This window comes from Nitrosomonas communis (assembly GCF_001007935.1).
GTDB classification, from domain to species: domain Bacteria; phylum Pseudomonadota; class Gammaproteobacteria; order Burkholderiales; family Nitrosomonadaceae; genus Nitrosomonas; species Nitrosomonas communis.
Genome location: NZ_CP011451.1, coordinates 307308 through 324910 on the forward strand (window position 1 = coordinate 307308; position 17603 = coordinate 324910).

Sequence of the window (17603 nt, forward strand, 5' to 3'; positions counted from 1 at the left end):
ACCCAATCTATGTATACCCATTAACTTTAGTAACCAGGTCTATTTTTTGTTCAAGGGCTATCGCTTGCTCAGTTATTAACTTTTATCATTCTCTTAGTCACCGCTGACTAATCTACTAAATTTGCTAAAATTTAGATAATATAGACCAATAAATTCTAAAATCTTTGAGTATATCAAAAATTCATCATGACACATCTCATTCAGAGGTGGTTTTATAACTCTCTTTCATTTTTCGCAAATATATCTTGCTAACTATCAACACCACGTCACCTTGTTATTTTTTGTTCAATTAACCAATGAAAAGTTCAAATATATAACAGCTATTTAATTAATTATTAAATAATAAATACCCAATCTGCATTTGCCCCTTCCAATAAATATTATGATAATAAACTTGTTTAAGAAACATATAATTGCTGCAATTCTCGTTTTTCTTCTGAGGTAAGCAAATTTAGAGGTTTACTATGCAGCACAGCCATTCTTTGTTTGCGGCGCATTTCTCTCAACCGCAGCAATATTCCGGTAAACTCTGCGTCTATATCGACCCCTTCTCCCCACATACTTATTTCTTTTTCTATTGTTTCTAATAATTCATAACATGGGTTATCACAGAAATATGCCTTAATCGATAACAATGTTGCCTCTTCTAAGTCCTGCGGTGATAAAGCATTAAAAAAATCCATCAGTTCTATCAATAATGTCTTTTCATCATTTTCTTCATCATCTCCTGTCAGCATACTTTTTTCTAGCTTCCCGACATATACTGGATCGTGTAGGATTAATTGAATTAGTTTACGATAAGGTGTGACTGGTTGCGGTCGCTTCAGATTAGGCCGAGAAAAAAGATCTTTTCGCTTAATTTGCAATAACCCCTCCAATTCGTTTTGGTTAATAGAAGTGAGTTGTGCCAACTGTTTTATCAGCATAAGCGCAAGAACCGGAGCGCCACTTATCTGAGCCAATAACGGCCGTGCATGTTGCACCAAACCAGCACGTCCTTCGCTAGTTTGCAGATTCACACGCCCAGATAATTCACCATAAAAAAACTTGGAGAGAGGTAGCGCCTGATCGACAAGCGCTTCAAATGATTCTTTACCATGCTTACGAACATAGCTATCGGGATCCTCATTCTCTGGTAGAAACAGAAAACTTATCTCTTTTCCATCCCGTAATTGAGATAAACTATTTTCGAGCGCACGCCAAGCTGCTTTCCTTCCCGCACTATCACCATCGAAACAAAAAATGATTTTATCTGTTTGACGCAGTAGCTTCTGGATATGAAACGGTGTAGTAGCAGTACCAAGCGTAGCAACCGCATAGTCTATATCATGTTGCGCAAGCATAACTACGTCCATATATCCTTCTACCACTAAAGCTCGCCCTGCTTTACGGATCGCCTTGCTGGCTGCAAACAAATTATAAAGTTCACGCCCCTTTATAAATAAAGGCGTCTCAGGAGAATTTAAATACTTTGGCTCTCCAGCATCCAATACCCTTCCACCAAAACCGATTACCCTGCCTTTCTGGTCTAAAATTGGGAACATAATGCGGTTACGGAACCGGTCATAATGTTTACCATCATTGCCACGTATGACCAAGCCTACTTTTACCAACACATTTTCGGATTGCTTTAGCGGGTATTCAGAAAATACAGAAGCAAGATTCTGTCGGTTAGCCGGCGCATAACCAACTCCAAAACGAACCGCGATTTCTCCCGTTATACCGCGCTTTTTTAAATAAGCAATAGCCTGCTCAGCGTTCTTAAGTTGACTACGATAATATTGAGCGGCAGTTTTCATCGATTCAACCATCTGCTGCACAGACTCCTCAGCTTTATCTTGCTCACCTTCTTTTTTAGTAAGCGAGAAGTGAGATTCAAATACTCGAGAATAAGTTACAACTTGTTGAGATGGAATTTGCAATCCAGCAGAAGCAGCCAAATTCTCAACCGCATCAATAAAACTCATTCCGGTATGCTCAATCAGAAAATTAATGGCGTTACCATGCTTTCCGCAACCGAAACAATGATAGAACTGTTTTGTTGGACTAACCACAAATGACGGGGTTTTTTCATTATGAAACGGGCAGCACGCGCTAAAATTGCCACCAGCTTTCCTCAATGGCACATAACGCCCAACTACATCCGTTATATCTATGCGATTGAGCAACTCTTGAATAAACGATTGAGGAACCATTTATTAAAGTAGGCCAATAATTAACTGATTATCGATGAGGTGAATAAATACTTGACTACTACCCCAAACACATAAACTAAGATAAGTTGTCCTTTAATAAAATCAAGAGGAAATTTTTTTCTTCACTAGCGCGGCTACTTGAGTCATATCTGCACATCCAGTCAATTTAGATTTTAACAAAGCCATGATCTTACCCATCCGCTGCTGCCCTGCATCTCCTACTAAAGCGATCACTTCGTCCACTATCCTAGTAACTTCAGCCTCACTCATCATTTGAGGCATATAAGTAAGCAGCACGTCCACTTCATATTTTTCGGCATCAGCTAAATCTTGCCGGCGCGCAGCCTCATATTGCGTGATCGAATCTCTACGCTGTTTAAGCATTTTCTCAATTACTGCAATGATCGCTGTATCATCTAGCTCAATACGCTCATCAACTTCTCGCTGTTTAATAGCTGCTTGCAATAATCGAATAGCGTCACGCTTTTTTGAGTCCCCCGCGCGCATGGCAACCTTCATGTCTTCTGTAATTTTCTGCCTCAAATTCATAACAAAGCAGCCTAGTAAGTTTGTCTTACGAATTCATGACCAACTAATAAAGTTTTTTCGGGAGTAATTGACTACGCAAACGTTTATAGGTACGCTTGACAGCTGCTGCATGTTTACGTTTACGTTCTGCAGTTGGCTTTTCATAAAATTCGCGCGCGCGCAATTCAGTAAGTAATCCAGTTTTCTCAACCGAGCGTTTAAAACGACGCATGGCAACTTCAAATGGCTCATTTTCCTTGACTTTAACAGTGGTCATAAAGTAGTAATCCCTTTCGGTCTCCTTCTATTTTTATTGAATGTTAATAATTCTGCAAAAGCTTATAAATATAACATTATTATTTTCTTAATAAAAGCATGCAATAAGAAAAGCTTTTGGATGCAATGAAGAAGATATTAAGCAAACATCAACCATATTTTCTCATACACCACTTTTTACTCTTCTCTTTCTCTCACCAAAAGGTTTAAAATTGGACACAAAGAGATTCAATATAGTTTCTATTGACATTAAAAATGATTGTGCTTGGTATTGAAACGTCATGTGATGAAACAGGTATTGCCCTTTATCACACAAAATATGGTTTATTAAGTCACACGCTATATTCACAAACTGAAATACATAATGAATATGGCGGAGTTGTACCAGAACTAGCCTCACGCGACCATATTCGCCGTGTCATACCGCTTATCAAACAAGCTTTGAAAGAAGCCAATATTTGTTTGAAAGAAGTTAACGCTATTGCCTACACTCAAGGACCTGGTCTGGCAGGAGCTTTACTAGTAGGCGCATGTATTGGTTCCGCACTGTCATTCGCTCTTGAAATCCCAATACTGAATATTCATCATCTTGAAGGCCATCTTCTGTCTCCTCTATTATCGACACCTTCCCCTACGTTTCCTTTTGTAGCCCTTCTCGTTTCTGGTGGTCACACTCAGTTAATAAAGGTTAATGGAATAGGAGAATATATATTGCTTGGCGAAACGGTAGATGATGCGGCAGGTGAAGCTTTTGATAAAACAGCAAAACTTCTTGGGTTAGATTACCCCGGCGGGCGAGCACTTGCCGAACTTGCGGAACAAGGTCAATCGGGTCGTTTTAAACTTCCTCGCCCTATGCGGTATAGCGGGGACTTTAACTTTAGTTTCAGCGGATTAAAAACTGCGGTATCAACTTTAATCAAAAATCATCATATTACACAGCAAACCGGTGCTGACATTGCACTTGCCTTTCAAGAAGCGGTCATAGACATTCTGGCAGAAAAATCTTTGTCCGCTCTCATGCAAAATGGTCTTAGTCAACTGGTCATAGCGGGTGGAGTAGGAGCAAATATCCAATTACGTAAAAGGCTCGTTCGCGAAACAACCAACATAGGCGCAACAGTATTTTTTCCAGAATTTGAATTCTGTACTGACAATGGCGCCATGATCGCTTTTGCTGGAGCAATGCGTCTACAACAACAAGAGATTAACTACCAGCATAGTATGAGCTGCTTTACAGTAAGAGCCAGGTGGGATCTGGAAATGTTGTAAGCATCTTCGATTTCAACTCACAATCTGCTTTTTTCTCCAATGCGTGCTTCTTTACCTATAGCTAGATTGATGAAATTTGATTTATGCCGCCAAAGAAGTAACAATGAAATAATAGTAGTAGCCCAGACATTTATTTTGGAGTCAAATAGAATAAACGCATAAATTGGCGCTAACAGAGCAGCAACCATAGCAGATAATGAAGATATACGCCAAAGCATGGCAACTAAAATCCACGTAAATATTACCAATAGTCCTAATAAAGGATCCAAACCGAGTAGCACACCTGCCGATGTCGCCACCCCTTTGCCACCTTTAAAACCAAGAAAGATTGGAAACAAGTGACCAAGAAAAACAGCTATTGCAACACCCGCAACCGCTTCATTTCCTAGTTGCCAAGCTTGTGAAAAATAATTAGCGAGTATCACTGCCAGCCAACCTTTGCCAGCATCACCTAGTAATGTCACAACTGCTGCCACTTTCTTGCCACTACGCAACACATTTGTTGCCCCGGGATTTTTCGAGCCATATGTTCTTGGATCAGGTAAATTAAATAACCAACTTGCTACCACTGCAAATGAAACTGAACCCAGCAAATAAGCGGCTAACAACAATAATCCTACTTCCATATCATCACCAAAATAGCATCACCTTCATAAATAGACTAGAATCGCGATAACAACACACAAAAATATTTCTTTAATTTATTCCACCAAGGTTATAGATCATTTTAAATCCTAATAATGGATATCATCTTTCTTCATGACTTCAAAGCAAAAACACTGATTGGAATTTATCCATGGGAAAAAAAGATTGCTCAAACAATCGAACTTAATCTTGAAATCGCCCTACCAACCAATCGAGCTTGTTTTACTGACAAACTTGAAGATGCACTGGATTATTCTCTGATTATCAAGCGCATCAACGATATTTTAGCCACCAAACAATTCTCTTTACTTGAGGCATTAGCTGAACATATCGCACAAATTATTTTGACAGAATTTAATTCACCTTGGGTAAAAGTAAGTGCAGCCAAACTTGACATTATTAAAGGAGTAAAAAAGCTAGGTGTATGTATTGAACGAAAATCATAGCCCTTCTCTTAGCCTATTCCTATTTTGCTACCCGCCTATTTACTTTATTCTATTTGATCAGGAATTCTCTTGATCCTGAGGTAACTTTAAACGATGTTTGCCCACATTTTTAACCTACTCTATACCGCGTCGGATCAGAGATATCTGCCGCTAAAAATCCTGCTCTACGAATGCGACAAGCATCACATAGGCCACAAGCAGAGCCACTTTCATCAGCTTGATAACATGATACAGTCAAGGCATAATCAACCCCTAGCTCTTTTCCTAAACTAATAATTTCTTTCTTAGAAAGGTTAAGAAGTGGCGCATGCAGCATCAGCTTATTCCCCTCTCTGGCAGTTTTGGTAGCAAGATTGGACATTTTCTCAAAGGCTTCAATGTAATCAGGTCGGCAATCTGGATAGCCAGAATAATCGATAGCATTCACTCCAATAAATATATCGTGACTTCCGAGCACTTCAGCCCAGGCTAAAGCTAAAGAGAGCATGACCGTATTTCTGGCAGGAACATAAGTAACTGGAATACCTGTGGTTGTCCCTCCAGTAGGCACCGCAATAGACCTGTCAGTAAGAGCAGATCCTCCCAATGCGCTCAAGTCAATACTAATAGTTCGATGCATCTTTATACCCATGGATTGGCCGACCTTCCGCGCTGCAGCCAACTCTGATTGATGACGTTGCCCATAATCAATACTTAAGGCATAACATGCAAATCCTTTATCGCAAGCCATAGCAAGCGTCGTCGCAGAATCCAGGCCCCCCGATAAAAGTACGACTGCTTTTCTCATAAAACCATATGTTGATTTAAAGGAAGAACAGTTTTCAAAAATGCTGAATCTTCACCGCCCTGCTACCTCTCCCCAGAGTATCTTATGCAGCTGAAGCTGTAATCTAACCGGTAAGCGATCTTTTAATATCCAGTCAGCAAGCTTGGCTGGATCGAGTTGACCATACACTGGTGAAAATAATACTGGACAAATCTGATGGAGACATCGTTCGTAAAATACATCCACTGCCCATCGATAATCTGCTTCATCACATAAAACAAACTTCAATTCATCCTGGTCAGTTAAATAATCGAGATTGGACCAACGATTTTTTGCAACTTCTCCCGAACCGGGTGTTTTAATATCCATAATCTTGGAAACCCTTTTATCCAGTTTGGATATATCGAGCGCACCGCTCGTTTCAATCGATACCGAATAACCTGTATCACATAATACTTTTAGCAGGGTGGAACAAGCTTTCTGCGCCAGTGGCTCACCTCCAGTAACTGTAATATAACGAGAGGCATAATTTGAAGCTTTATTCAGCACATCAGCAATTGACATATTCTCGCCCCCTGAAAATGCATACTCCGTATCACAATATCCACACCGTAGCGGACAGCCAGTCAAACGGATAAACACGGTTGGTAGACCAGTGCGACTGGTTTCACCTTGGATAGAATAAAATATCTCACTTACACGCAATACTTCTGCTTCGGGTTTTTGTGTAGCATGTTGTCGTAGTAGAGAGAGGGAATGCATTACGTCTTTAGAGACAGCTTTAACAATTGCTTCTTTCATTGTTAAATCTTATTTAAGGTTAGCAAGACGCCGTCTAGCTTTATCAGCAGCGTCACTATTGGGATATTTTGTGACTAAGCTTTGTAATGTTGTTTTGGCTGCAGCAACCTCAGCCATTTCTATTTGGCTACTTGCAATATTGAGCATGGCATCAGGCGCCTTTCCACTTTTCGGATAATTCTCGATCACTTTTTGCTGTGCCCGGATGGCAGAACTAAAATCACGTAATGCATAATAAGCATTTCCAATCCAGTAGGCAGCTCCTGGTGCTAAATTAGAGGTAGGGTAACGCGTAATAAAATTCTCAAATTGCGTGATCGCTCCTGAATAATTACCTTCTTTGAATAAGCTATAACTTGCGTTATAAGCATCGCGCTCTGATAGGTCTGTAGCCCGATCTTTAGACTGTACTACGCTGCTCGTTTCGGCCTCTGGCGTAGCAGAAGGAGCCGTTTTAGCTGTTGTCTCTGGTGGAGAACCCAACCCTATCGAAGCATCATGGGATGTCGGCTCTACTTGTCTCAATCGGTTATCCAAATCCAGATAAAAATCTTTCTGCTGTTTCTTCAAAATCTTATTTTCTTCATGCAATATCTCAATTTGCCCACGCAGTTTCCCAAGCTCAATTTTAAATGTTTCGATCTGAGTATAAAGCTCCAATACCGCCTGATTCTTAAGCGCTTCCTCCATGCTGACAATACGCGCCTCCAACTCTTGCATTTGTTTTTGCATAACCTCTATCTGCTCACGGGCATGTGCATCATCAAATAGCCCCGCGAAGCTTACATTATAACTAAACAAAAACAATAGTATGGAAGCACGTACCAACATTAGTATTCCCCTTGATAAAGAATATCGGCTCGACGATTCTCAGTCCATGCAGATTCATCACGTCCTGCTGCACGAGGTTTTTCCTCACCTAGGCTTACTGACTCAATTTGATGATCACGAGCGCCCGAGAGCAACATAGCATTTTTTACGCTATCTGCCCGACGCTGACCAAGTGCAAGATTATACTCACGGCTTCCACGTTCATCGGTATTACCTTGTATTAATACCTTAGAGTTTGAGTTATCCCGCAGGTACCTAGCATGCGCCAGCACTAAATCTCTGTATTCGTTTTTTATTGTATAGTTATCAAAGTCAAAATAGATACTCCGCTGAGAAAGAATGTTAGAAGGATCTCGTAATGGATCCATGCCAAATCCACCTCCACCGGCTCTCATACCTTCTTGTGCCCCCGCACCCATCCCACCCCCACCCATAGTTCGGTCTTCCAATTCACTGGTAGGTTGTGTAGTTTTGCTTGCGCACGCTGACAATAAACAGATTATCAACACACTCAAAATTTTTTTCATTCTTTACCTTAAAAATTAATTAATAAATTTGCTTGTACGCTGCGATCTCAGCAAAGGACCCCATACTGGCTCTCTGATATCGCCAGCTTGTGAAGTCAGACGCTGCTTTGTTTGTCCATCGCTCGAAACGGCGGATAATATACCACGCCCTCCTATTTCAGTAGCATATAAAATCATCTTGCCATTGGGTGCGAAACTAGGAGATTCATCAAATTTTGAATCGGTTAATATTTGGACTTGTCGCCTAGCAAAATCCTGTACAGCAACATTAAACTTACCATCATGACGATGAATATAAGCAAAGCTTTTTCCATCTGGGCTAAAACGCGGACTTACATTGTAGCTTCCTTCAAATGTTAGTCGCTCAGCTGTACCAGCTTGATTTCCTGTTATTGCCACGCGGTATATTTGTGGACTACCACCACGATCTGAAGTAAAAATAATCGATCGGCCATCGGGTGAGAAACTTGGTTCCGTATCAATTCCTGAACTTTGGGTAAGCCTTTGCGCCCCACTTCCATCTGCATTAATCAAGAATATTTGTGATCCACCCTGCATGGTCAACACGACAGCTAGCTTACTGCCATCTGGAGACCAAGCTGGCGCGCTATTACTTCCCTTAAAATTAGCGACCGCTTTCCGATTGCGCGTCAACAATTCCTGCACATAAACCACAGGTTTTTTGTTTTCAAATGAGACATAGGCGAGTTTGCTGCCATCAGGTGACCAAGCAGGAGAAATAATAGGCTCGGTATATTCGATGACTGATTGTGCATTATGACCATCAGAATCAGCCACCTGCAGCGCATATTTATTACCTTGCTTCAATACATAAGCAATACGAGTACTAAATACTCCAATATCACCTGTCAATGCTTCATAAATGATGTCAGCAATACGATGGGCAACAGCGCTTAGCTGATCGGCTGAAACGGTACTGGTAAATCCAGTTAACTGGACCTGCTTGGCAACATCCATCAAGCGAAAGCGTACCTCAATCCGCCCATCGGGTAGCATTGCCGTATTGCCTATCACGAGCGCACTTGCTCCTTGATTCTGCCAATCTGCATACACAATTTCTTCCGGTTCATGAGGTGTATGACCCAGTGAATCTACTAACTTAAATAAACCTGTGCGCCCTAAATCAGCTGCTACTATTGTAGTTACACTCTGCGGGAGTCTGGATTCAGCAGAAAATGGAACAATAGCAATAGGAATTCTAGTTGCACCACCACCAAATATTTCGATATTAAGTGCTGCATTTAGCGGTACATACACCATCGATAAAAATAAAGTAAGTGCATACAAGGAAGCACGATGTAAATAATTTTGCATAGCAGCAACTCTCAAAAAAATTGCGTTTTGTAAAAATCAAAGCGATTCACGATAATGTACGGTAAGATTAAAATCACGAAATTCTCTGAATAACGTTACATCCGGCGGTATAGGTAAGGGTGTGGATAAAAAGATAGCTCTTTCTACTGCTTCATCAAATGCGGCATAACCACTGGTTCTGCGCAACACTACGTTCAATACTTCCCCTCCCGGTAACAGCGTCACTCTGTACTCAACAACCGGATTGCCGGGCAAATTAGGCGGCATGACAATACGACTTCTGATTTTTGCCTGAATCATTGCCTTATATCTAGCTATTTCATCCATTTGTCTGGTTTTCTCCGCGGCAGCTTTTTGTGCAGCGGCCTCTTGCTCACGTTGTTGTTGCCGCTTGATTTCTTCAGCCTGTTGCTGTTCCTTAAGCTGTTGATCTTTCTCCAGATCGGATCTTCTCGTTGTTTCTTTGGTTATTTCCTTAGCAACCTCTGATTGGGTTATCTTCTCCTTGATTGGTTCAGCCTTAGGAGGGATCTCTTTAACTGGCTCAGGTTGCTTTGTGGCTTCCTTCATAGGCTGAGGCTTTACCGTTTTTTCCTTGATCTCAGTAGCCGGTTTTGGGGATGGCGATGACGCATCTGCCTTGATTAACTCAGGTTTAGGAGTTTCTTTAATTGGCTCAGGCTGCTTTGCGGCTTGCTTCGTAGGTTGAGGTTTTACCGTTTTTTCCTTGATCTCAATAGCCGGTTTTTGGGACGGCGGCGGCGCATCTGCCTTGATTGGCTCAGGTTTAGGAGAGGGCTCTTTAACTGGCTCAGCCTGCTTTGTAGCTTCCTTCATAGGCTGAGGTTTTACCGTTTTTTCCTTGATCTCAGCAGTCGGTTTTGGGGATGGCGACGGAACATCTGCCTTGACTGATTCAGATTTAGGCAGCGTCTCTTTAACTGGCTCAGGTTTCGCTTTGATGAGTGGTTGCCGCACAGGTTCAGTTCGCGGTGGTGTTACTCTAGCAGGCGCAGGTTTAATCGGCTGTGGCAAGTCACTCCACAAGTCAACAATCATCGTTTCAGGTGGATCATTTTTCCAGCTTAAGCCAAAAACCATAAATGCAAAAAAAATAATATGTACTAGCAAAGCTAGTACAGCAGCCCGTAATAATCCAGGTTCTGTATAGGAAGCATCCCGCCAAGCTGTCACATTCATCGTTACTTGCGATCTTATCTGGGTTTTGTGAGCAGCCCAACCTTATTAACTTGTTCTTGTTGTAATATATCCATGACATTGATCACTTCTTCATAGCGAACATTTTTATCGGCTGCAATCACGACAGGTTGTTCAGTATTCTGTGCCTGTCTATTTTTGATTGCCTTTACAAGTTCGCTACGGCTCATTTTCTGCTCGCTTCCTATTTTACTACGATCACGTAATGTCAAATTGCCATCGGCTGCAATAATCACTTCCAAAGGTTCAACAGGGGCTGTTGAAGATTTGCCGATTTGAGGAAGTTCAATTTGGCCAGGATGAATAAGCGGTGCTGTGATCATGAAAATAACCAATAACACCAGCATCACATCAATATACGGCACAACATTGATTTCGTTCATTAGACGACGTTTAGTACGACGATTAATCATGTGATGGCTATCATCCTCTTATAATTTTGCTGCTCGTCGCTGCAACACATTAGATAGTTCTTCCATAAAACTCTCATAGCGTGTGGCTAATTGGCTGGTATCACTTGCATAACGATTATAGGCAATAACCGCTGGAATTGCTGCAAACAAACCCATTGCCGTTGCTATTAGCGCTTCTGCAATACCTGGTGCAACATGCGCAATGGTCGCTTGGGTTAAATTGGATAATTCACGAAATGAATTCATAATACCCCAGACCGTACCAAACAAACCAACATAAGGGCTTACTGATCCCACAGTCGCTAAGAAAGAAAGATGGGATTCCAATCTGTCCATTTCACGTTGATAGGCAGCACGCATTGCACCCCGGGTACTATCCATTATCGCACCAATATCCATACCGGCTTGATGCTTGGTAAATTCACGAAATCCTGCTTCAAAAATACGCTCCATACTTCCCGCCATGTCACGCGCACCTGCTGCGCGGTGGTAAAGCGCGTTAAGATCTACCCCTCTCCAAAAAGTATTCTCAAACTCGTCGCTTTGTTTAATAGCTAATCTAATCGCAAACATCTTACGAAAAATAAACCACCATGATACCAATGATGCAATCAATAAAAGCAGCATCACCAGTTGTACAGGTAAGCTAGCGCTGCCAACCAGGTAAAAAAGCGATAAGTCTTGAGTTACATTCGTATTCATAATAATTTATTTCTTGATTTTTTGACGAAGCGGCATGGGAATACTCACTGGCTTGAGATTTTCCATACTGACACATACCACATGAATGATTGCACTGACTAACATAACCTGATCTCGCAAGACTTGTTGAAATAATGTGATGCGGCTTCTACCTGTCTCTGTTACTTGAACTGTAACATGCAGCAAATCATCAAGAAGCGCTGGCTTGAAATATTCGATATTAAGTGACCGCACCATAAAAACCGTTTTGTGCGCTCGGATTAATGTATCAACCGAAAATCCCATTTCTCGCAGCCATTCGTAACGGGCGCGTTCCATAAAATTAAGATAACTCGCATGATAAACGACTCCTCCTGTATCAGTGTCCTGATAATAAACGCGCACTGGATGGGAGAAGATATGATCCGGTAAAGTAAATTGCGTTTGATGCTCGAAGCTCATTTATGACCTATTGTTCACAAAATTTTTTATTAACACTTCAACATTCACTCCATAACTCATCCATTAAACTATTTTTCGGAGGAATAATATTAAAATGCTGATAAGTAATGGTTGTTGCCATACGGCCGCGCGGTGTACGTTTCAAGAATCCTTGCTGAATTAAATAGGGCTCCAAAACATCTTCAATTGTGTCACGCTCTTCATTGATTGCCGCAGCAAGATTATCTATACCTACTGGGCCACCTTCAAATTTTTCCAGAACGGCCAATAACAGCTTTCTATCTAACACATCAAGCCCTATCGCATCCACATCAAGCATCTTTAGTGCTGCATCTGCCACGGGTTGCGTAATATATCCTTCGGCCTTGATTTCAGCAAAATCTCGAACCCTTCGTAACAACCGGTTCGCAATACGAGGTGTACCACGCGATCGACATGCAATCTCCTTTGCCCCCTCAAAAGAGATTTTGACATACAGCAACCCTGCTGAACGCATTACGATTTTACTTAACTCATCAGTGGTATAAAACTCTAACCGTGACACAATACCAAAACGATCTCTCAGCGGATTGGTTAGCATTCCTGCACGAGTTGTCGCCCCTACCAGGGTAAAAGGTGGTAAATCAATTTTAACTGAGCGAGCAGCTGGGCCTTCCCCAATCATGATATCAAGCTGATAATCTTCCAATGCAGGATAAAGAATCTCCTCCACTACCGCCGAGAGCCGGTGAATTTCATCGATAAACAATACATCATTAGGTTCAAGGTTGGTTAGCAAAGCAGCTAAATCACCCCGCCTCTCCAATACTGGTCCTGATGTTTGGCGCAAGTTAACACCCATTTCTCTAGCAATAATATGCGCCAACGTCGTTTTACCTAAACCCGGAGGGCCAAATAATAGTACGTGATCTAAAGACTCCTTCCGTCGTCGTGCTGCCTCGATAAATATTTGTAGCTGCTCTCGAATTTTTTCTTGACCAACATATTCCTCAAGTTGCCTGGGACGTAAGGCTCGCTCTAATACTTCTTCTTGAGAAGAAAATGATGTTGCAGCAATAATTCGATCTGTCTCAATCATTTGACTATCCAGAAAATGAATGCACTACTTTTCTTTTGAAAGGAGCTTTAAGGCTTGTTTAATGCCATCTGAAACAGTGATATTGTTAGGTAATTGTTTGACTGCCCAATCCACTTCCCGGTCATTATAGCCTAGCGAGCGCAACGCATTCAGTATGTCACTATCACTTCTTGCAGAAACGGTTACAGCATCAAAATGATTTGTATCAAAATCAAGTTTATCCCGCAACTCTAAAAGTAAACGTTCAGCAGTTTTTTTCCCTATTCCTGGAATTCTGGTAAGCCGTACAGAATCCTGGGTGGATACTACATGATGTATATCCGCTACACTTAATCCGGACAATAGAGCCAAAGCAGTTCTTGCACCCACACCCGAGATTTTCATTAGCTGGCGGAAAACAGAACGTTCGGCCTCAGTACCAAATCCAAATAATAAATGAGCATCTTCCCTAACGATAAGTTGGGTATAAAGGGTCACAGCTTCTCCAATCGCAGGGAGATGGTAGAACGTACTCATCGGCACATCGATTTCATAGCCAATTCCTTGCACGTCTACTACCACTAAGGGGGGGCGTTTTTCAAGCAATGCACCTGTGATTTTTCCTATCACAACATTCTTCCGTTCTTTAATTGGCTATATATGCCCGCGAGTGTCCCCACTCCACCATGAGCATGACAAATCGCACAGGCAAGCGCATCAGACGCATCGACACCGGGCTTTCCTTCCAGTCTTAGTAATCTTACAACCATCTCCTGGACTTGCTCTTTTTTAGCATGCCCATTACCCACTACTGCTTGTTTGATCTGCAATGCCGTATATTCAGATACGTCAAGATTATTAAGCACAGCAGCACAGATTGCCACACCACGTGCTTGTCCAAGTAATAAAGTTGATTTTGGATTAATGTTAACAAAGACTTGTTCTATTGCGGCATGTTCGGGAACATGCCGCAGAATGATGTGGTTAAGCCCGTCAAGAATCAATTTCAAACGGGGTGGTAGCTTATTGTCTGAAGATGTTTTGATACAACCGCTGGTCACATAAACCAATTTGCTGCCAATTTTATCGATTATCCCAAAGCCAGTAATATGCAGACCAGGATCTATACCGAGAATACGAATTTCCTCACCTTCCCTCCCAATTACTCAACAAGGACCGCAGTAGTATAAACCTCCTGTACATCATCGATATTTTCTAATGCATCTAACAGTTTTTGCATTCTGACTGCATCATCCCCTGTCAGCACAGTCTCGTTTATCGGTTTCATAGTGACTTCAGCGAGGTCAGCTTTAAAACCAGCTTTTTCCAAACCAGCTTTAACTGCAATAAATTCATACGGCGCAGTAATGACTTCTATACTATTATCTTCATTATTGATAACGTCTTCAGCCCCCGCTTCCAATGCTGCTTCTATTAATCGATCTTCATCAGCCCCAGGTGCGAAAAGCAATTGACCACAATGCTTAAATAGAAATGCAACTGAACCATCTGTACCCAGGTTACCACCATATTTAGTGAATGCATGACGCACATCGGCAACAGTCCGTGTCCGATTATCAGTCATGCAATCTACCATAATCGCAGCTCCCCCCACTCCATAACCTTCATAGCGAATTTCTTCATAACTTACCCCTTCCAGATCCCCATATCCACGCTTGATAGCACGCTCGATGTTATCTTTAGGCATATTGTGTTCGTATGCCTTATCAATAGCGAGCCGTAAGCGAGGGTTACTCCCAGGATCAGCCCCTCCTAACCGGGCTGCAATGGTTATTTCCTTGATTAATCGCGTGAAAATCTTACCACGCTTGGCATCCTGGGCGGCCTTCTTGTGTTTAATATTAGCCCACTTGCTGTGACCTGCCATCAGTGTCCTTTCTTAATGAAAAGTATCCAATCCTATCATCCCATACTTTATGAATAAAGTAATCATGGTTTAAACAGGATTGGTTTGCATGAAAAGATATTTTCGAAAAGCAGAATCATACATACTTCTGAATTTCGTATCAGCGGCCGGAGCTTATGTGTCGCCGTTTGGGAATACAGCAGAAGACTATGATTGCTCAATACTGCCAAAATATGGCAATAATTACTGCTAATCTATGTTTAAAATAACTAAAATAATAAAGTAAGTACAGAGATTCTATTCCATACTTACTTTATTGAAAATACCCTTGGTTCTGGACAAGAGATAATCAAAAATTGCACTTCCTGTTACTCCCTTTCCCGGTTCCTTTTATCTTAAGATAAAAGGAACCTTCCTAATCCAAACTTAAGCTATTCGACTGTTACAGCTTTTGCTAAATTTCTTGGTTTGTCTACATCTGTACCTTTCTGCAGAGCGACATGATAGGCTAGCAATTGTAATGGAATAGTATGTAAAATAGGGCTTAGCATATCAGCATACTCCGCTAATCGGATAATGTGCACGCCTTCGCTCTCCTGAATTTGGGAATCAGCATCGGCAAAAACATATAGCTCTCCTCCCCGCGCGCGAACTTCCTGTAAATTGGATTTAAGCTTCTCCAATAATGCATCATTAGGTGCAATGGCAATCACAGGCATTTCCTTATCAACCAGAGCAAGCGGACCATGTTTAAGCTCACCAGCCGCATAAGCTTCTGCATGAATATAGGAGATTTCTTTGAGTTTGAGCGCACCTTCTAAAGCAATAGGATAATGTACTCCTCTTCCAAGGAATAAAGCATGGCGTTTTTGAAAGAAATTGGCAGCCCATTGAACCACTTGCGGCTCAATTTGCAGTGCAAGCTGGATAGCAGTAGGCAAACGCCGCATTGCCATCAACATTTTCTGCTCACACTCGTGAGAGAACTTGTTACGAAGTTTGGCTAGAGTGACAGTCAACAGCATCAATGCAGCTAATTGCGTTGTAAATGCCTTGGTAGAAGCTACGCCGATTTCAGGCCCCGCACGTGTCAGAAAACGCAGATCTGTCTGTCGAATCAATGCACTTTCAGGAACATTACAAATTGCTAAACTATACTGATGCCCTAATGATTTAGCATAACTGATTGCGGCCAGGGTATCTGCCGTTTCACCCGATTGAGAAATCCCTACCACGAGTGTATTTTTATCTGCTATTGGATCCCGATAACGGTATTCGCTTGCGATTTCTACACTGCATTGTAAGCCAGCTATGGTCTCCAACCAATATTTGGCAACGAGACCCGCATGATAGCTTGTGCCGCAGGCCAGGATCAAAATACCATTTGTCTGTCTAAAAATTTTCTCAGCTTTACTGCCGAATAATTGTGGAGAAATGGATTGTGCATTTGATACCATTTCCAATGTATTAGCGACCGCTACGGGTTGCTCGAATATTTCCTTTTGCATGAAGTGCGCATAGGGACCCAATTCTACTGCATCGCGAGTTAGAGTACTTTCTTGGACAGGACGAGTCACCTCTTTACCTTTCTTACCTTTGACACAGCTCAATATGCGGTAGCCGTCTTGATGTAATTCAGCCACATCTCCTTCCTCTAAATAAACCATATTTCGCGTTACCTGAACTAAGGCTGACGCATCTGATGCAACATAGTTACCTTCTGTTCCCAAACCCAATAATAGAGGCGCACCGTTCCGCGCAACCACAATATGATCAGGTCGCGTTTCTTCAACTACCGCAATCGCATAGGCGCCTTGCAACTCTGCAACAGACGAGCAAACGGATTCAAGCAGGTCATGAGTTGTCTTGAGATTGAATGAAATAAGATGTGCTATTACTTCGGTATCAGTATCCGAAGAAAATTTGAATCCTTCAGATTCAAGACGTTTCCGTATTGCTTCATGATTTTCAATAATACCATTATGGACGACAGCTATTTTTCTTTCATCTCCTGACAAATGGGGATGTGCATTACGTTCGCTAGGAGCCCCATGGGTCGCCCAGCGTGTATGAGCAATGCCGGTGAATCCATGTGTTTTCTGGAGATGAGCAAGCTTGCTCAATTCACTCACGCGCCCGGTAGTACGTAATCTATGCAATTTTCCGTTTGCAATAGCAATCCCTGCCGAATCATAACCACGATATTCCAGCTTCGATAAACCTTCTAACAAAACAGGTACTACGTCGTTTTTAGCAATGGCTCCCACTATTCCGCACATAATG

Annotated in this window: 20 protein-coding genes; 2 read left to right on the forward strand and 18 right to left on the reverse strand. The window is 41.8% G+C overall.

Annotated elements, in window-relative coordinates; genetic code table 11:
• Positions 1-398 precede the first annotated feature (398 nt).
• The 3 genes from dnaG to rpsU all read right to left on the reverse strand — a co-directional run bounded on the left by dnaG (position 399) and on the right by rpsU (position 3000).
• A complete protein-coding gene (dnaG, locus tag AAW31_RS01365) occupies positions 399-2195 on the reverse strand; it encodes a DNA primase (RefSeq protein WP_046848863.1) in 1797 nt (598 codons plus the stop codon).
• A gap of 102 nt (positions 2196-2297) precedes the next feature.
• On the reverse strand, positions 2298-2744 hold the full coding sequence (locus tag AAW31_RS01370) for a GatB/YqeY domain-containing protein (protein ID WP_046848864.1): 447 nt from the start codon (positions 2742-2744) through the stop codon (positions 2298-2300).
• 43 nt (positions 2745-2787) lie between these two features.
• Complete coding sequence (rpsU, locus tag AAW31_RS01375) at positions 2788-3000, reverse strand: 30S ribosomal protein S21 (RefSeq protein WP_046848865.1); 213 nt, start codon at positions 2998-3000, stop codon at positions 2788-2790.
• Positions 3001-3254: 254 nt separating this feature from the next.
• Here rpsU and tsaD point away from each other — a divergent pair, with 254 nt between their 5' ends.
• Positions 3255-4271 (forward strand): tRNA (adenosine(37)-N6)-threonylcarbamoyltransferase complex transferase subunit TsaD, encoded by a 1017-nt coding sequence (gene tsaD / locus AAW31_RS01380; protein WP_046848866.1) that lies wholly within the window; start codon positions 3255-3257, stop codon positions 4269-4271.
• A 17-nt stretch (positions 4272-4288) separates the two neighbouring features.
• Here the strand turns inward: tsaD and plsY are convergent, their stop codons facing one another.
• Positions 4289-4897 (reverse strand): glycerol-3-phosphate 1-O-acyltransferase PlsY, encoded by a 609-nt coding sequence (gene plsY, locus AAW31_RS01385; protein WP_046848867.1) that lies wholly within the window; start codon positions 4895-4897, stop codon positions 4289-4291.
• A 114-nt stretch (positions 4898-5011) separates the two neighbouring features.
• Here plsY and AAW31_RS01390 point away from each other — a divergent pair, with 114 nt between their 5' ends.
• Positions 5012-5362: a dihydroneopterin aldolase gene (locus AAW31_RS01390; protein ID WP_046848868.1), complete on the forward strand. Its 351-nt coding sequence runs from the start codon at positions 5012-5014 to the stop codon at positions 5360-5362.
• 109 nt (positions 5363-5471) lie between these two features.
• Here AAW31_RS01390 and queC read toward each other — a convergent pair whose 3' ends face one another.
• From queC to glmS, 14 genes are all read right to left on the reverse strand, one after another.
• Positions 5472-6149: a 7-cyano-7-deazaguanine synthase QueC gene (gene queC / locus AAW31_RS01395; protein WP_046848869.1), complete on the reverse strand. Its 678-nt coding sequence runs from the start codon at positions 6147-6149 to the stop codon at positions 5472-5474.
• A 51-nt stretch (positions 6150-6200) separates the two neighbouring features.
• Positions 6201-6890: a 7-carboxy-7-deazaguanine synthase QueE gene (queE, locus tag AAW31_RS01400; protein ID WP_046848870.1), complete on the reverse strand. Its 690-nt coding sequence runs from the start codon at positions 6888-6890 to the stop codon at positions 6201-6203.
• A 48-nt stretch (positions 6891-6938) separates the two neighbouring features.
• Positions 6939-7760, reverse strand: coding sequence for a tol-pal system protein YbgF (ybgF, locus tag AAW31_RS01405; RefSeq protein ID WP_046848871.1), 822 nt, complete (start codon positions 7758-7760; stop codon positions 6939-6941).
• Positions 7760-8287 carry a peptidoglycan-associated lipoprotein Pal gene (gene pal, locus AAW31_RS01410; protein WP_046848872.1) on the reverse strand — a complete coding sequence of 176 codons (528 nt, stop codon included), beginning with the start codon at positions 8285-8287 and terminating at the stop codon, positions 7760-7762. The genes ybgF and pal overlap by 1 nt, the downstream gene beginning before the upstream one ends.
• Positions 8288-8302: 15 nt before the next feature.
• Positions 8303-9622 (reverse strand): Tol-Pal system beta propeller repeat protein TolB, encoded by a 1320-nt coding sequence (gene tolB, locus AAW31_RS01415; RefSeq protein ID WP_046848873.1) that lies wholly within the window; start codon positions 9620-9622, stop codon positions 8303-8305.
• Between the two features lie 36 nt (positions 9623-9658).
• Positions 9659-10822, reverse strand: coding sequence for a cell envelope integrity protein TolA (locus tag AAW31_RS01420; RefSeq protein WP_046848874.1), 1164 nt, complete (start codon positions 10820-10822; stop codon positions 9659-9661).
• 14 nt (positions 10823-10836) lie between these two features.
• A complete protein-coding gene (gene tolR, locus AAW31_RS01425; RefSeq protein ID WP_170828944.1) occupies positions 10837-11253 on the reverse strand; it encodes a protein TolR in 417 nt (138 codons plus the stop codon).
• Between the two features lie 18 nt (positions 11254-11271).
• On the reverse strand, positions 11272-11955 hold the full coding sequence (gene tolQ / locus AAW31_RS01430; RefSeq protein WP_046848875.1) for a protein TolQ: 684 nt from the start codon (positions 11953-11955) through the stop codon (positions 11272-11274).
• A 6-nt stretch (positions 11956-11961) separates the two neighbouring features.
• A complete protein-coding gene (ybgC, locus tag AAW31_RS01435) occupies positions 11962-12396 on the reverse strand; it encodes a tol-pal system-associated acyl-CoA thioesterase (RefSeq protein ID WP_046848876.1) in 435 nt (144 codons plus the stop codon).
• Positions 12397-12433: 37 nt separating this feature from the next.
• On the reverse strand, positions 12434-13474 hold the full coding sequence (gene ruvB, locus AAW31_RS01440; RefSeq protein ID WP_046848877.1) for a Holliday junction branch migration DNA helicase RuvB: 1041 nt from the start codon (positions 13472-13474) through the stop codon (positions 12434-12436).
• Positions 13475-13498: 24 nt separating this feature from the next.
• Entirely contained in the window at positions 13499-14083 is a 585-nt protein-coding gene (gene ruvA, locus AAW31_RS01445) for a Holliday junction branch migration protein RuvA (RefSeq protein ID WP_046848878.1), read from the reverse strand.
• A complete protein-coding gene (gene ruvC / locus AAW31_RS01450; protein WP_046848879.1) occupies positions 14080-14595 on the reverse strand; it encodes a crossover junction endodeoxyribonuclease RuvC in 516 nt (171 codons plus the stop codon). The genes ruvA and ruvC overlap by 4 nt, the downstream gene beginning before the upstream one ends.
• A gap of 20 nt (positions 14596-14615) precedes the next feature.
• A complete protein-coding gene (locus AAW31_RS01455; protein WP_046848880.1) occupies positions 14616-15341 on the reverse strand; it encodes a YebC/PmpR family DNA-binding transcriptional regulator in 726 nt (241 codons plus the stop codon).
• A gap of 410 nt (positions 15342-15751) precedes the next feature.
• Complete coding sequence (gene glmS / locus AAW31_RS01460) at positions 15752-17599, reverse strand: glutamine--fructose-6-phosphate transaminase (isomerizing) (protein ID WP_046848881.1); 1848 nt, start codon at positions 17597-17599, stop codon at positions 15752-15754.
• Positions 17600-17603: the final 4 nt, after the last annotated feature.

Bases quoted from the DNA above. Each gene is read 5' to 3' on its own strand.
- dnaG (WP_046848863.1), bottom strand. From the start codon at position 2,195: ATGGTTCCTCAATCGTTTATTCAAGAGTTGCTCAATCGCATAGATATA.
- AAW31_RS01370 (WP_046848864.1), bottom strand. From the start codon at position 2,744: ATGAATTTGAGGCAGAAAATTACAGAAGACATGAAGGTTGCCATGCGC.
- rpsU (WP_046848865.1), bottom strand. From the start codon at position 3,000: ATGACCACTGTTAAAGTCAAGGAAAATGAGCCATTTGAAGTTGCCATG.
- tsaD (WP_046848866.1), top strand. From the start codon at position 3,255: ATGATTGTGCTTGGTATTGAAACGTCATGTGATGAAACAGGTATTGCC.
- plsY (WP_046848867.1), bottom strand. From the start codon at position 4,897: ATGGAAGTAGGATTATTGTTGTTAGCCGCTTATTTGCTGGGTTCAGTT.
- AAW31_RS01390 (WP_046848868.1), top strand. From the start codon at position 5,012: ATGGATATCATCTTTCTTCATGACTTCAAAGCAAAAACACTGATTGGA.
- queC (WP_046848869.1), bottom strand. From the start codon at position 6,149: ATGAGAAAAGCAGTCGTACTTTTATCGGGGGGCCTGGATTCTGCGACG.
- queE (WP_046848870.1), bottom strand. From the start codon at position 6,890: ATGCATTCCCTCTCTCTACTACGACAACATGCTACACAAAAACCCGAA.
- ybgF (WP_046848871.1), bottom strand. From the start codon at position 7,760: ATGTTGGTACGTGCTTCCATACTATTGTTTTTGTTTAGTTATAATGTA.
- pal (WP_046848872.1), bottom strand. From the start codon at position 8,287: ATGAAAAAAATTTTGAGTGTGTTGATAATCTGTTTATTGTCAGCGTGC.
- tolB (WP_046848873.1), bottom strand. From the start codon at position 9,622: ATGCAAAATTATTTACATCGTGCTTCCTTGTATGCACTTACTTTATTT.
- AAW31_RS01420 (WP_046848874.1), bottom strand. From the start codon at position 10,822: ATGAATGTGACAGCTTGGCGGGATGCTTCCTATACAGAACCTGGATTA.
- tolR (WP_170828944.1), bottom strand. From the start codon at position 11,253: ATGATTAATCGTCGTACTAAACGTCGTCTAATGAACGAAATCAATGTT.
- tolQ (WP_046848875.1), bottom strand. From the start codon at position 11,955: ATGAATACGAATGTAACTCAAGACTTATCGCTTTTTTACCTGGTTGGC.
- ybgC (WP_046848876.1), bottom strand. From the start codon at position 12,396: ATGAGCTTCGAGCATCAAACGCAATTTACTTTACCGGATCATATCTTC.
- ruvB (WP_046848877.1), bottom strand. From the start codon at position 13,474: ATGATTGAGACAGATCGAATTATTGCTGCAACATCATTTTCTTCTCAA.
- AAW31_RS01455 (WP_046848880.1), bottom strand. From the start codon at position 15,341: ATGGCAGGTCACAGCAAGTGGGCTAATATTAAACACAAGAAGGCCGCC.
- glmS (WP_046848881.1), bottom strand. From the start codon at position 17,599: ATGTGCGGAATAGTGGGAGCCATTGCTAAAAACGACGTAGTACCTGTT.